This window comes from Deferrivibrio sp. (assembly GCF_055117995.1).
On the sequence record NZ_JBSQOT010000021.1, the window covers coordinates 1 to 13,465 of the forward strand.

Here is a 13,465-nt window from a genome sequence, read left to right on the forward strand (position 1 = left end):
ATTTCCGGTTCAGAAACCTGCACCCTCATAAACCCGCTATTCAAGTAAAGTGCCCTTATTCTTTCTCTGTCAAGAGCAATCTCATCACTTACAAGCTTACCACTCCCCGTAAGCCATGAGAAAAACCCTTTTTCATCTGTTTCCATAGTCTTTTTTATCTTCTTATCCGAATAAAACTCATTGCCAAGTATTTCAATCCTGTACACTTTTGCTTCTTTGCCTTCATCAATACTGAAAATAAGGTCAACACTGTTGTTTTCCCTTTCTTCAATATCATAAGTGATTTTAACATTAAAAAAATTTTCATCCTGATATTTTGCCCGAAGTTCTTTTATAGTAGATTCGATTTTCCCTTTATCGAAAACTTCCCCTTCATTAATTGTAAGTTTTTCTCTTAAGGATTCCTCGCTAATTTCGTCATTACCTTCAAAATATATTTTATTTATAAAGGGCTTTTCAGAAACATTGTAGACAAGTACTACCATGGAGTCCTCAATTTCAAGATCCGCGCTTACATTCAGAAAAAGCCCCGTCTGATACAGATTTCTTATTGATTTATCAATCTGTTCCAGATCAAACTCACTCCCCTGCTTAACAGTATATTGCAGTATTTTTGAATCAGGCACCCTTTTGTTACCGGAAATTTTTACCAGATCGATTGTAGCCGAAAAAACTGTGCCACACAAAAATAACATTAATGTAATCAATACTTTTTTCATAGATTCTCTTCCAGTATTTTTATTATAGACTTTAACCTTGAATGTTTATATTTAAGCAGGCTTTTGTTTGCTATAAGCCTTGCAGTGGAATGCATTATAGTTTCAATCTCCTTTAGACCGTTTTTCTTCAACGTCTCACCCGTGGAAACAAGGTCAACAATAAAGTCAGAGAGGCTCAACAGTGGTGCAATTTCAATAGAGCCATAAAGTTTTATTACTTCTATAAAGATACCTTTGGACTGAAAATAGTTTTTTGCAATATTAACAAATTTTGTAGCCACCCTCATATCGTGAAAATAATCCCCTTCAAAATCGTTTGGAGCAGCCACGCACATCCTGCAATATCCAAATCCAAAATCAAGAAGTTCATATATATCAGCTTTGGTTTCAAGAATTATATCTTTCCCTACCACTCCGAGGTCGCAAGCGCCATATTCAACATATGTAGTTACATCCATATTCCTTATCAAAATAAATTTTATCTTATTCTTTGAATCTTCAAATATGAGTCTTCGCGAATTAAAATCTATGCAGCCTTTTTCAACAATATCAAGTCTCTCAAGCAAAGATAAGGTCTCTTCTGCAAGCCTCCCTTTAGGGAGTGCAATGGTAATATAATCCTGCATAAATTTTATTCCTTTTCCCTTTTTATGTCAGCCCCAAGAAACTTAAGCTTTTCATCAAATTTTTCATAACCTCTGTCAAGGTGATAAATTCTGTGCACCTGAGACTCACCATCGGCAGCAAGTGCGGCAACTACAAGAGAAGCACTTGCTCTTAAATCAGAAGCCATTACATGAGCACCTGTCAGCTTATTGCCACCTTTCACAATTGCTGATCTGTCTTTCAGCTTTATATCAGCCCCCATTCTCTTTAGCTCAGCAACATGCATAAATCTGTTTTCAAATATATTTTCAGTGATAACAGAAAGACCTTCAGACAAAGCCATTACGGCCATAAATTGCGCCTGCATGTCGGTTGGAAATCCCGGATAAGGCAGAGTAGTAATATCTACAGCCTTTGGCTTTTGCTCCATTCTTGCAACAATGGTATTATCAGTTATATCCATATCAAGCCCAATCTCTTTAAACTTTTCAATGACAGAGTTCATTGCCCATACGGGTGAATCTTTTATAGTTATGTTTCCACCCGCAGCAGCGACCGCTGCCAAAAATGTCCCGGCTTCTATTCTGTCTGGCATAACTGTATAATTGGCAGGATTAAGACTTTTAACACCTGTTATCTCTATAGTCTTTGTGCCTTCGCCTTTTATTTCTGCACCCATTTTTTTTAGAAATCTCGCCAAATCAACGATTTCCGGCTCTTGAGCTGCATTTTTGATGACAGTTTTCCCATCTGCAAGGCAGGCGGCCATCATTATATTTTCAGTACCTGTAACTGTTACAATATCAAAAACTATCTCTGCCCCTTTTAATTTTTTACACTGTGCATTTATGTAACCATGCTCAACATCAATCTCAGCACCCATCTGCGCAAGAGCCTTGATATGAAGATCAACAGGTCTTTCTCCAATAGCACAACCACCTGGCAAAGAAACTTTGGCAGCACTCCTTTTTGCAAGAAGAGGCCCAAGCACAAGGACACTCGCTCTCATAGTCCTTACCAACTCATAATCTGCGGTAAAAAGCTCAGGGTTTTCAGTATTTATAACCGTCACATCGTTATCAATCTGTTTGGCAGTAACACCAAGAGAATCAAGAACCTTAAACATTGTTGAAATATCTCTTAATTGGGGAACATTCTTTATCAAATACTCCCCTTCGGCAAGAAGCACTGCAGAGAGTATCGGCAAAGCGGAATTTTTTGCCCCGCTTATTCTGACTTCACCAAAAAGTTTATTGCCACCGTTTATAACTAATTTTTCCAAACCATTACCCTTTTATTTCCAAAATAATCTTCAACAAATCTAACATTTTTATCTTTGTACACCAATTTAAGTCTTTCAGACTGGTCAAATCCAATCTCAAAAAAAATTAACCCATCTCTTTTACATAATTTATCCAATATAAACAACATTTTTTTGTAAAAAATAAGGTCATCATCACCGGTAAATAAAGCAATCTCCGGCTCATACTTTATAAAGCTGCTATAATTGCTGTTGCGGCTGACATAGGGTGGATTCATTGTAATAATATCAAACCTGGTGTTAAAGCATTTATCTATATAAAAGGCATCCGTATTGACTAAAAATCCTCTGTTTTCAAGTGAATGCTTTTCTATATTCAATCTGGCAATTTTCAGAGCTTTAAAGTCGATATCTATACCTACTCCAAAAGAGTTTGGAAGATTTTTCAAAAGTGAAATCAAAATGCAGCCTGAGCCGGTACAAATATCAAGTATCTTATACTCTTTGTCTTTATGAACATTTTTCAAGACCTCTTCTACAAGCACTTCTGTCTCAACCCTTGGTATCAGGACATTTTCGTCTACATAAAATTCATATCCAAAAAATTCGTGATTTTTCCTCAAGTAAGATACAGGGTAACCTTTCTTTACAAGCTCAATACTGTTTATCGCCCTTTCATCTATAAGAATAGGCTCTTTTAATTTTGCAAGTACCGATTTTCTCTCAACATTTACCAGAAATGAAAGCAAATCAATTGAAGCTGCCTTTGAAAGATGAGGTATATTGGATTGAATATATAAAAAAAGTTCTCCGATACTAAGACTCAGGCCTTTTCTTATATTAAGCGACATTTTCCCTAAATGCCGGCCTGTTTTAACCTTTCTGTTTGATCAAAGGTAATAAGCGCATCTATCATCTCATCAAGCTCACCTTCAAGAAATCTGTCAAGACTATACAGTGTAAGATTTATCCTATGGTCTGTTACTCTATTCTGCGGAAAATTGTAAGTTCTGATCCTTTCACTTCTGTCACCTGAACCAACCTGCAGCTTCCTGCTTTCAGCCACCTCTTCAGCCTGCTTTCTAATTTCCATTTCAAGGAGTTTGGCCTTTAAAAGCTTCATCGCCTTCTCCCTGTTTTTTATCTGGCTTCGCTCATCCTGACAGGTCACAACTATTCCTGTAGGCTCATGCGTGATCCTCACTGCCGAATCCGTAGTATTAACGTGCTGACCACCCGCACCGCTGCTTCTATACACATCAATCCTTAAGTCCGAAGGATTTATATCAATGTCCACATCTTCAGCTTCAGGAAGAACAGCAACAGTACAGGCAGAAGTATGGATTCTTCCTCCTGATTCTGTAGTAGGAATCCTCTGCACTCTGTGACCGCCAGCCTCATACTTGAGTCTGCTGTAAGCCCCATGCCCCTTTATCAAGACAACAACTTCCTTGTAGCCACCAACTCCGGTTTCATTGAAATCAACAATCTCTGTTTTCCACCTTTTGGTTTCAGCATATCTTGTGTACATCCGAAGAAGATCACCGGCAAAAAGAGATGCTTCGTCTCCACCTGTTCCAGCCCTTATTTCCAAATAAATATTTTTTTCATCATACGGATCTTTGGGAAGCAGTAATAGCTTTAGCTCCTCTGTCAAGCTTTCAAGCTTCTCCCTATTTTCTTCAATATCCATCTCAGCCATCTCTATAAGCTCTTTATCATCAGATTCTTTAAGAATTGATTTTGCCTCTTCAATAATTGTCAAAACAGCCTTATATTCTCCATATTTATCAACAATCGGTTTCATCTCCGATAACTCTTTTGCAAGCTTCTGATATTTTTCCTGATCTGAAATTATGGCAGGGTCACTTATTTTATTTGTTATTTCTTCATACTTTACAACTATCTCATCAAGCTTGCTAAACATATATCAGCTCCTCATTAATTTCCTTGTTCTCACCCAACGCCTCTTTTATTGACACCAGGGCAACTTCAAGCTGCAAATCATCAGGCTCTCTTGTGGTAATTTTCTGCAACCACAACCCTGGTTTTATAAGCATATTCACTATAAAGTTATCTTTAAACCTGCTGCTTAACTTAAGTACTTCATAAGAAACTCCTGCAATTACAGGCAACAGCACTATTCTTGAACCAAATTTTATAAGAAAATGCGAATCTTTGGGAATAAGTGAAAAAATAAATATACTTACAATCATTACAATAAGCAAAAAGCTTGTTCCGCATCTTGGATGAAGCCTGCTCATCCTCCTGGCATTTTCAACTGTAAGTGGGAGCCCGTTTTCATATGTATATATAGCTTTGTGCTCCGCTCCGTGGTACTCAAAAACCCTTTTTATATCCTTCATGAAAGAAATAGCATATATATATAAAATGAAGAATACTACCCTTATAACTCCGTCAACAGCGTTAAAAACAAGAAAAGAATCTTTTATTAGAGGAAAAATATATTTCAAAAGGTCTGTAATAAGAAGTGGCAGAAAAACAAATAGTGCCACGCCAAGTCCAAGCCCAAGAAACATAGCAATAAATATCTCTTTTTTCGTTACCTTCTCGCTCCCTTCGCCCATAGCATGATAAGCACTGAAATTTAGTGCCTTGATTCCAAGAACAAGAGCATTGTAAAGACCGATAAGTCCTCTTATAAAAGGTTTTTTGAATATCCTGTTACTATCTATCTTTACCCGGTCCTTTTTTACAACAATTTTATTGTCTTCTCTCCTTACAGCTATCACAAAGCTTTCAGGCGCCCTCATCATTACACCCTCGATGACAGCCTGACCGCCTATATCAACACATTTTCCCATATTTTCACCTAAGATTTAAGAGCTAATTAAGTCTTCCGCTCTCTTTAAGAAATTTTTTGTACCTTTCCCTGACTTCCTGAGCCTTCCCACAGGTAAATTCATTTTCAGGACATGGCCCAAAAACACATCCCGGACCGGCCTTTGAAAAAATTGAAGGTGCTACTTTTAAACATTCTTCAAGCATCATCTCAGCCATTTTTCTGATTTCCCACTGAGCCCTGTTACAACATCTTATTCTGAAAAAATGTAAAAGCTCCCTGGCATTCATCGTAATAATTATTTTTGTTTCACAAGCATTTGGCAAAATATATCTTGCATCTTCCCCGGGTATACCAGCATTTATCATTTCAGCATACAGGTTTGATATCTCTTTCATGAGCTTTTCAAATTTTTCACCCATATTGTGTGCACTGACACTTTCAGGAATTATATAGTCAAACCCCTCTGTATGTTTGACATATCGCTGAGATTTTTGAGAATAACTTGCGAGTCTGTGCCTGACAAGTTGATGTGTCAACGCCCTTGAAACACCCTCAACACCGAAGGAAAAACTAACATGTTCCAAAACTGAATGGTGACCGATTCTAACAATTTTTTCAATAAACGATTCAACATCGACCCTTGACAGCTTTTCATTTAGCCCCTGAATATCCGAATCTGTATAACAGAGCTTGGCCGCCAACGCTGCAAGATTTTCAGGATCATAGGTATGCCTCAAAAGGCATACCTTTACATCAACTGCTTTAGCCAATTTAATTCCAGATACTACTTAGTTTTCTTACCGGTGCTATCACCGTATTTTTTCATAAATTTTTCTACTCTACCAGCAGCATCAACAAATTTTTGCTTACCGGTAAAGAAAGGGTGGCAAGCTGAGCAGATAGCAATACTATCCCTTTTTGAAGTAGACTTTGTAACTATTTCGTTACCACAAGCACACTTGAAAATAACTTCTTTGTATTCAGGATGAATCCCTTTTTTCATAATACTCTCCTTCTTCAAAAATCTAAACAAGGTTTCCCTACTATCACACTTAATTTAATTTATCAAGAAAATTTATAAATTTTCTACTTATTCATCGACTCCAAAAATTCCTTGTTGGTTTTTGTGCCCTTGATTTTCTCAAGCAAAAATTCCATTGCATCAACTGAGTTCATATTGCTCAAAAATCTTCTCAATATCCATACCTTATTGATTTCATCTTTATCCAGCAAAAGCTCTTCTCTCCTTGTACCTGATTTATTGATATCAATGGCAGGGAAAACCCTTCTTTCAACAAGTCTTCTGTCAAGATGAAGCTCCATATTGCCTGTACCTTTAAATTCTTCAAAAATAACCTCATCCATCCTTGAGCCGGTATCAATAAGCGCAGTTGCAATTATGGTAAGACTCCCACCCTCTTCAATATTTCTTGCTGCACCGAAAAACCTTTTTGGTTTATGCAGCGCATTTGAGTCAACACCGCCTGAAAGCACCTTCCCGCTTGGTGGTTCAATTGAGTTATAGGCTCTTGCAAGTCTTGTAATACTGTCAAGAAGAATACACACATCACGCCCTGTTTCCACAAGCCTTTTTGCTTTGTTTAAAACCATTTCAGATACCTGGACATGCCTGTATGCAGGCTCATCAAAAGTAGAGCTTATTACCTCAGCATCAACAGACCTCTTCATGTCGGTAACTTCTTCGGGTCGCTCGTCGATAAGCAAAATTATCATATACACTTCAGGGTGATTTTTGGTAATACTGTTGGCAACTGATTTTAAGAGCATTGTTTTTCCTGTCTTGGGTGGAGCCACAATAAGACCACGCTGCCCCTTACCTATGGGGGAAATCATGTTTATAATTCTTGTATCATATTTGGTGGGGAATGCTTCCAGATTAAGCCTTTCCTCAGGAAAAAGCGGGGTAAGATTTTCGAATAATCCTCTTTGACGGTTAGGCTCGTTAAAATTAATTTTTTCAACCTTCAACAGGGCAAAATACTTTTCATTATCTTTAGGAGGTCTTATCTCACCTTCTATGGTATCACCATTTCTCAGTCCAAACTTTCTTATCTGAGCAGGTGAAACATAAATATCATCCGGACCAGGCAGATAATTGTAGCCAGTTGACCTTAGAAAACCAAAGCCATCAGGTAAAATCTCAAGTACACCCTGTCCATAGATTTGACCATTATTGGCACTTGTAGCTTTCAGAATCTCAAAAATCAATTCCTGCTTCAACAACCCCTGTGGATTCTCTACCCCTGTTTTTTCAGCAATCTCAACAAGCTCTTCAATAGAGCAAACTTTTAAATCGGATAAATTCACAACAAACACCTCTTCCTTGAATATATCTTTTATCAGGCATAAAAATTTTGTAAGGTTTCCTTCATTTTTCAAAATTGGATTTGAAGACCTTCAGATACACCCCTTTTAAACTCTACAAAATTCATTGTCAAGTTTTTTTGTCCTGCTTTTGCCAATTTATAAAAACATTTCATATGAAAAATTGATGAATTATCAAATCTCAAGCTCACGACCATATACTTTGATAATAATTTCTCTTGCAGTTTCCTCTACAGACTTGTTGGTAGTATCTACAACATGCCAGTTTCTATTCCTTGCAACAAGGTCATAGACCATCTCTACTTCCTCAAATATTTTTCTCAAATCTGTATATCTGCTGGTAGTCTTGTAATGCTTTAATCTTGCAAGCCTCACTTTTTGCAACACTTCAGGCTCCATTATCAAACAAACAACCTTATTTTGGTCTACTTCAAACACTTCTTTTGGCAAATCAACTTCCGGAACAATCGGAATATTAATTACTTTATATCCCTGCTGACCTAAAAAAAACGATGTAGGAGTTTTGGATGTCCTTGAAAGCCCAAGCAAAACTATATCTGCCTCGTGAATCCCCTTCAATGATTTGCCATCATCATGACTTATACAAAACTCAACAGCTTCAATACGCTTGAAATATTTTGAATCCACCCTTCTTAAAAGGTTTGGATTTTCCTTTGGCACTTTTTTGAGAAATTTTTGCAACTTATCAACGGGTGGTCCCAAAATATCATGATGTGAAATCCCATTTGTATGGCAGATTTCATGAACCGTTTGCCTGAGACTTTTTTTAGCCATTGTAAATGCCACAAAACAATCTTCTCTTGAAACCTTGCTCAGAATATTTCTTATCTTTTCTTCAGAATCCATCTTGGAATAAACACTCACCCTTACCTGAGAATCATCAAACTGTATGAGACAAGCCCTTAAAATATTTATAGCACTTTGACCTGTCCCATCCGACAATATGTATATCTTTTTTGAGGCTTTTGCATCCCCATCACTTATTAGTTCAAAATTCATTTAATCATCTCTATAAATTCTTTTTCATCAATTATATTGATATTAAGTTTCTTGGCCTTATCAAGCTTGCTCCCCGGATCTTCCCCCACAATCAGATAGTCAAGATTTTTGCTGACTGTAGACAGTATATTTCCACCATTTTCTTTTATCAAGTTCTCAATCTCCTTTCTACTTACTGAAAGTTTACCTGTAACAAGGAAATTTTTTCCGTTTAATTTACCATTAATTTTACTCTTTGCACTGGATTCATCAAGGGAAAACTTCAAACCATGGGCTTTTAACTTTTCAACCACACCTAAAAATCTTTTGTTACGGCATGTATTGTAGATTGAATTTGCAACCACTTCACCTATATCTTTTACAAACATCAACTTTTCTACAGATGCTCCCATAATTTTTTCTATGCTCCCAAACTCATTTGCCAAAACTTCAGAGGTCTTCTTACCTACATGCAATATCCCAAGACCGTATAGTACTCTGTCAAAAGGTTTTTCTTTGGAATTTTCAATCGCCTTTAAAAGATTATTAACAGACTTATCTTTAAATCCTTCAAGATTAAGCAGTTTATTTTCATCCAGTTCATATATATCCGCGATAGACTCGACAATCTTTTTATCAACAAGCTGCTCAGCAACTTTTTCGCCAAGTCCTTTTATATCCAGGGCATCTCTTGATGCAAAGTGTAAAATGGAAGATTTAATGCGCGCCGGACAATCTATATTTAAACACCAGGCAGAAACATCCTCTTCATCCCTGTAAAGCCTCTCCTGGCACACAGGACAAAATTCAGGACTTACTATCTCTTTTACATCGCCTCTTTTCTCAGATACAACCTTAACAATTTTCGGAATAATCTCACCGCTTTTTTCCACAAAAACAGTATCACCGATTTTCACATCAAGTCTTTTTATTTCATCAAAGTTGTGCAAAGTAGCTCTTGAAACTGTTGACCCTGAAATAACCACAGGCTCTAATATTGCAACAGGGGTTACCCTCCCTGTCCTTCCAACCTGAAAAATAACGTCTTTTACAACAGTTGTCATCTGCATAGGTGGGAATTTATATGCAACAGCCCATTTCGGATATTTTGCAGTAAAACCCAATCTGTTTCTTATATCAAGGTCATCAACCTTTATGACGCACCCGTCAATCTCATACTCAAGACTTTCTCTTTTCTCTTCAATATCTTTTATGGCAACCATTATATTATTTGCGTCTACTTTTCTGCTAAGCTGGCTTACTTTAAACCCAAGTTTTTCAATATATTTCAGATTTTCAAAATGGCTTTTAAGACCCGTATCACTTGCAATAGCATAAAAAAGAATATCAAGTTTTCTTTGCCTTGCAACTTCGGAATTCAAAACCTTTAGTGTCCCTGCAGCAGCATTCCTCGGATTTGCAAAGAGGTTAAGCCCCTCCTGCAATCTTTTGCTGTTTATCTCTTCAAAAACCTTTTTTGAAAGAAATACTTCACCTTGAAGAACAATTTTTTTCTTTTCTTCAATTTTTAAGGGCAATGAACGAACTGTTTTAATATTGTGGGTTACATCTTCACCGTACTCACCATCCCCCCTGGTCAACGCCTGGACAAGTCTTCCATTTTCGTATATGACGGAGATAGCAACACCATCAATTTTTGGCTCAACTGTAAAAAAAATATCTTTTAAACCCGTTTCTTTAAAAATTCTTACAACAAAATTCTCCAATTCAGCCAGATTGTACACATTATCAAGGGAGTACATTCTATATTCATGTTTTACCGTTGGTATGTTATCGACAATATCATTGCCTATTTTAATAGAAGGGGAATATTCCACCTTCCAATCCGGATGCTCCTTTTCAGTATTTATAAGTTGTTTCAGGAGCATGTCATATTCATAATCGCTTATTACCGGATCATTAAGTACATAGTAGCGATAATTATGATAATTCAGCTTTTCTACAAGCTCGAGGTATTCATTTTTTGTCATAAGTACCTTCTGATAATTGCACCTTTGTCAATTTTTGTATCGGTTTTAAGGATATAACTATTATTGGGTTTTGTAAAATCTACCTTGCTCCCATCTATATCAAAAATATCTGCATATACCTGCTTTTCTGACAAATCGGTATTTAAAATACTCAAAACTTCTCCACTTTCAATCTTCCCTTTGCACTGGAAAATAATATCCTCGCCAGAAATGTTTTCTACGATTCCCAGATAGTCTGTGTTTCTCACATAGGATGAAGTTGCATAATTCATCGAACTGCTGTCAGGGTTGCCATTAAAAAATGCAGTGGTAAAGTGCCTGTTGCTTACCGATACCAAAAGATCAAAAAGTCTCTGTTTATCAGAAATTTTACCTTGTTTGACAATCTCATCAATTGCCTTTCTGTAAACACCCGTCACTACAGAAACATACATTGAACTCTTCATACGCCCTTCAATTTTAAAACTTCTAACCCCCATATCCATCAATTCATCAAGATGTTCAAGCAAACAGAGGTCTTTTGAATTATATATATAACTTCCCCTTTCATCCTCAAATATCTGAAAATACTCACCCGGCCTTGTTTCTTCCATAAGGTAATAATTCCACCTGCATGGGTGAGTACACTCTCCACGGTTTGCGTCTCGGTTTGTCATATAATTGCTTAGCACACACCTTCCGGAATGTGAAATGCACATCGCTCCATGAACAAATACTTCGATTTCAAGGGATGTATTTTTACATATATAAGCAATTTCTTCTTTTGAAAGCTCTCTGGCAAGAATCACACGGCTTGCACCCATATCTTCCCAGAATTTTACAGACATATAATTTGTGGTATTGGCTTGAGTGCTTATATGAATTGGGATACTGATACCTATATCCTTTGCAAGTTTAAACACCCCCGGGTCGCTTACGATCAGGGCATCTGCCTTTATCTCTTCAATATATTCAAGATATTCCGGAAGGGTTTTGAAATCATAATTTCTTGCATAGATATTAACGGTAACATATCCTTTCTTGCCATTTTCGTGCAAAAAATCCAGAGCCTTTTTTAAATCGTCATTATTAAAATTGCCGGATTTTGCCCTGAGACTGAAATCCTGACCTGACAAATAAACTGCATCACAACCAAAACTTACGGCAGAAACCAATTTTTCAAAATTTCCAGCCGGACTCAATAGTTCATACTTCATAATTAATCACCATTACCCCATTTCCAAAAGGCAGCAAGGTATATGTTTTTACCCGCTGTTTAATCTCATTGTAAAATTCTTTCAACTCTCTGACACCCGCAAGATATTTGTATGGTATCTCACATTCTTCATGAAAAAGATATCCATACAACATAAAATCGTCAAATACAACTGTAGCCCTTTGAGATAATATATTTTTAAGACAATACCATATCTTGCCGTAATCCTTTTTTATGGAATCCACAAATATAAAATCATATTTTTTATCCGTTTTCCTGATAAAATTTTCTGCCAAGTCATGGTAAAAGTTTATATTCCTGCAATCGCCAAATTTTTCTCTGGCAAGGTTTATCCTTATGAGATTTGAATCTACCGCATCAATATTTACATTTTTATCATAATTCAAAAGGTAAGTTGAAGCACCAGCACCGCAGCCAATTTCAAGAATATTTTCTGGCCGTAATGAGGATACAAGGGATTTTAGATATAAACCTACTTCAGGCTCAATAACAGGAATATTGTAACACATGGAAAGGTTATACAGTTTTAAAAAACCATCATCAAACAAACACTCCATAGTCTTTACAGAAAAGTATTTTGTGAAATGTGGAATCTCGGATTTTATCATCTATTTCAGCTTATCTTTTGTGGGCGTAAGTCTCTCACTTATCTTTGAAGCAAATTCCGGGTCAACTTTGGCAAGCTCTGACATTATTTTTCCGGCAGCCATGGGATTCATCTTTTGAAAAAGGCTAACAGCCTTATCAAGCTCCATTTTTGCAATTACACTTGCTGCAGATTTTGCCTTAGTAGAGCCGTAAACTTTTGCCAATTTATCAAGATTTTCATCTTCTGTTACTTTTATCTTTTCGTAGAGAGTCTCCAACTTTTGCCTTATCTCGTTCAGTTCTTTCTCCTTTTTTAAAAGCTCCTGTTCAAGGTTTGACAAATTTTTCTCTTTCTCTGCAAGCTCCCGCTCTTTTTTATTTAAAATTTCTTCTTTCTGTTTAAGATTATCACCAATAGCTTTAAGCTCGTCAAAGCTTAAATTCTCAGCACCAGCAACACAATAAAAAACAATCAAAAAACATGCAACAATATTAAAAATTTTCATTATTAAACCTCGTAACAACAAGTTCATCTATCATCTTCATCTCTTCCTTGTTCAAATACATTATATAATTTTTCACATGTTTCTCTTTAAGCTTCTCAATTACTTTAACATCGTTCATAGCATTAACCACATTTTTTTTCTGAAGTTCAATATCAGCTTCAATCTTTTTTTTCAACTCTTTAAAAGAAACAAGTTCACTTTCAAGTTTTTCTATATATAACTCGTACATTCTGACAAATTTAAAATCGGCACCACTACTCTTTCCGGAAAGCTCCTGCCTATTTTTATTTATATCGGCAACTGTTTTCTCAATATTATAATTAATCTCTTTCAATTTGTTTTGCAGTTCAGTCAATTTCTTCTTCTCTATTTCTAACTTTCTCTCTCTAAACTCCAGCACCTTCTGTAATTTAAAATCTTTCTTCAT

15 protein-coding genes are annotated in these 13,465 nt (G+C 36.4%); all 15 read right to left on the reverse strand.

Translation table 11 applies throughout. The annotated features are described in order from the left end of the window. Positions 1-719: POTRA domain-containing protein (locus tag ACTCAF_RS06895; RefSeq protein WP_463062563.1), on the reverse strand; the 719-nt coding region annotated here is incomplete at its 3' end. Beyond that, positions 716-1,345 (reverse strand): ATP phosphoribosyltransferase, encoded by a 630-nt coding sequence (gene hisG, locus ACTCAF_RS06900; protein WP_463062564.1) that lies wholly within the window; start codon positions 1,343-1,345, stop codon positions 716-718. The genes ACTCAF_RS06895 and hisG, both read right to left, overlap by 4 nt. 5 nt (positions 1,346-1,350) lie before the next feature. After that, positions 1,351-2,607 carry a UDP-N-acetylglucosamine 1-carboxyvinyltransferase gene (murA, locus tag ACTCAF_RS06905; protein ID WP_463062565.1) on the reverse strand — a complete coding sequence of 419 codons (1,257 nt, stop codon included), beginning with the start codon at positions 2,605-2,607 and terminating at the stop codon, positions 1,351-1,353. Continuing rightward, positions 2,595-3,437 carry a peptide chain release factor N(5)-glutamine methyltransferase gene (gene prmC, locus ACTCAF_RS06910; RefSeq protein ID WP_463062566.1) on the reverse strand — a complete coding sequence of 281 codons (843 nt, stop codon included), beginning with the start codon at positions 3,435-3,437 and terminating at the stop codon, positions 2,595-2,597. The genes murA and prmC overlap by 13 nt, the downstream gene beginning before the upstream one ends. A gap of 5 nt (positions 3,438-3,442) precedes the next feature. Continuing rightward, positions 3,443-4,513: a peptide chain release factor 1 gene (gene prfA / locus ACTCAF_RS06915; RefSeq protein WP_463062567.1), complete on the reverse strand. Its 1,071-nt coding sequence runs from the start codon at positions 4,511-4,513 to the stop codon at positions 3,443-3,445. Then, the gene (locus ACTCAF_RS06920) at positions 4,506-5,411 is read right to left on the reverse strand and encodes a DUF1385 domain-containing protein (protein ID WP_463062568.1); all 906 of its coding nucleotides are present in this window, start codon (positions 5,409-5,411) and stop codon (positions 4,506-4,508) included. Before ACTCAF_RS06920 ends, prfA begins: the two co-directional genes overlap by 8 nt. A 22-nt stretch (positions 5,412-5,433) precedes the next feature. Next, positions 5,434-6,162 (reverse strand): FAD-dependent thymidylate synthase, encoded by a 729-nt coding sequence (thyX, locus tag ACTCAF_RS06925; protein WP_463062569.1) that lies wholly within the window; start codon positions 6,160-6,162, stop codon positions 5,434-5,436. Positions 6,163-6,176: 14 nt separating this feature from the next. Beyond that, the gene (gene rpmE, locus ACTCAF_RS06930; RefSeq protein ID WP_463062570.1) at positions 6,177-6,395 is read right to left on the reverse strand and encodes a 50S ribosomal protein L31; all 219 of its coding nucleotides are present in this window, start codon (positions 6,393-6,395) and stop codon (positions 6,177-6,179) included. 83 nt (positions 6,396-6,478) lie between these two features. Next, positions 6,479-7,720 (reverse strand): transcription termination factor Rho, encoded by a 1,242-nt coding sequence (rho, locus tag ACTCAF_RS06935; RefSeq protein ID WP_463062599.1) that lies wholly within the window; start codon positions 7,718-7,720, stop codon positions 6,479-6,481. A gap of 192 nt (positions 7,721-7,912) precedes the next feature. Further along, positions 7,913-8,758 carry a pyruvate, water dikinase regulatory protein gene (locus ACTCAF_RS06940; protein ID WP_463062571.1) on the reverse strand — a complete coding sequence of 282 codons (846 nt, stop codon included), beginning with the start codon at positions 8,756-8,758 and terminating at the stop codon, positions 7,913-7,915. Further along, positions 8,755-10,728 (reverse strand): NAD-dependent DNA ligase LigA, encoded by a 1,974-nt coding sequence (gene ligA / locus ACTCAF_RS06945; RefSeq protein WP_463062572.1) that lies wholly within the window; start codon positions 10,726-10,728, stop codon positions 8,755-8,757. The genes ACTCAF_RS06940 and ligA overlap by 4 nt, the downstream gene beginning before the upstream one ends. Further along, positions 10,725-11,924, reverse strand: coding sequence for a peptidase U32 family protein (locus ACTCAF_RS06950; protein ID WP_463062573.1), 1,200 nt, complete (start codon positions 11,922-11,924; stop codon positions 10,725-10,727). The genes ligA and ACTCAF_RS06950 overlap by 4 nt, the downstream gene beginning before the upstream one ends. Continuing rightward, positions 11,914-12,552 (reverse strand): O-methyltransferase, encoded by a 639-nt coding sequence (locus tag ACTCAF_RS06955; RefSeq protein ID WP_463062574.1) that lies wholly within the window; start codon positions 12,550-12,552, stop codon positions 11,914-11,916. Before ACTCAF_RS06955 ends, ACTCAF_RS06950 begins: the two co-directional genes overlap by 11 nt. Then, complete coding sequence (locus ACTCAF_RS06960) at positions 12,553-13,038, reverse strand: MotE family protein (RefSeq protein WP_463062575.1); 486 nt, start codon at positions 13,036-13,038, stop codon at positions 12,553-12,555. Next, the gene (gene fliJ / locus ACTCAF_RS06965; RefSeq protein WP_463062576.1) at positions 13,025-13,465 is read right to left on the reverse strand and encodes a flagellar export protein FliJ; all 441 of its coding nucleotides are present in this window, start codon (positions 13,463-13,465) and stop codon (positions 13,025-13,027) included. The genes ACTCAF_RS06960 and fliJ overlap by 14 nt, the downstream gene beginning before the upstream one ends.

Excerpts from the sequence above, each read along its gene's own strand:
- hisG (WP_463062564.1), bottom strand. The coding sequence starts at position 1,345 with ATGCAGGATTATATTACCATTGCACTCCCTAAAGGGAGGCTTGCAGAA.
- prmC (WP_463062566.1), bottom strand. The coding sequence starts at position 3,437 with ATGTCGCTTAATATAAGAAAAGGCCTGAGTCTTAGTATCGGAGAACTT.
- prfA (WP_463062567.1), bottom strand. The coding sequence starts at position 4,513 with ATGTTTAGCAAGCTTGATGAGATAGTTGTAAAGTATGAAGAAATAACA.
- ACTCAF_RS06920 (WP_463062568.1), bottom strand. The coding sequence starts at position 5,411 with ATGGGAAAATGTGTTGATATAGGCGGTCAGGCTGTCATCGAGGGTGTA.
- rpmE (WP_463062570.1), bottom strand. The coding sequence starts at position 6,395 with ATGAAAAAAGGGATTCATCCTGAATACAAAGAAGTTATTTTCAAGTGT.
- ACTCAF_RS06940 (WP_463062571.1), bottom strand. The coding sequence starts at position 8,758 with ATGAATTTTGAACTAATAAGTGATGGGGATGCAAAAGCCTCAAAAAAG.
- ligA (WP_463062572.1), bottom strand. The coding sequence starts at position 10,728 with ATGACAAAAAATGAATACCTCGAGCTTGTAGAAAAGCTGAATTATCAT.
- ACTCAF_RS06950 (WP_463062573.1), bottom strand. The coding sequence starts at position 11,924 with ATGAAGTATGAACTATTGAGTCCGGCTGGAAATTTTGAAAAATTGGTT.
- ACTCAF_RS06955 (WP_463062574.1), bottom strand. The coding sequence starts at position 12,552 with ATGATAAAATCCGAGATTCCACATTTCACAAAATACTTTTCTGTAAAG.
- ACTCAF_RS06960 (WP_463062575.1), bottom strand. The coding sequence starts at position 13,038 with ATGAAAATTTTTAATATTGTTGCATGTTTTTTGATTGTTTTTTATTGT.
- fliJ (WP_463062576.1), bottom strand. The coding sequence starts at position 13,465 with ATGAAGAAAGATTTTAAATTACAGAAGGTGCTGGAGTTTAGAGAGAGA.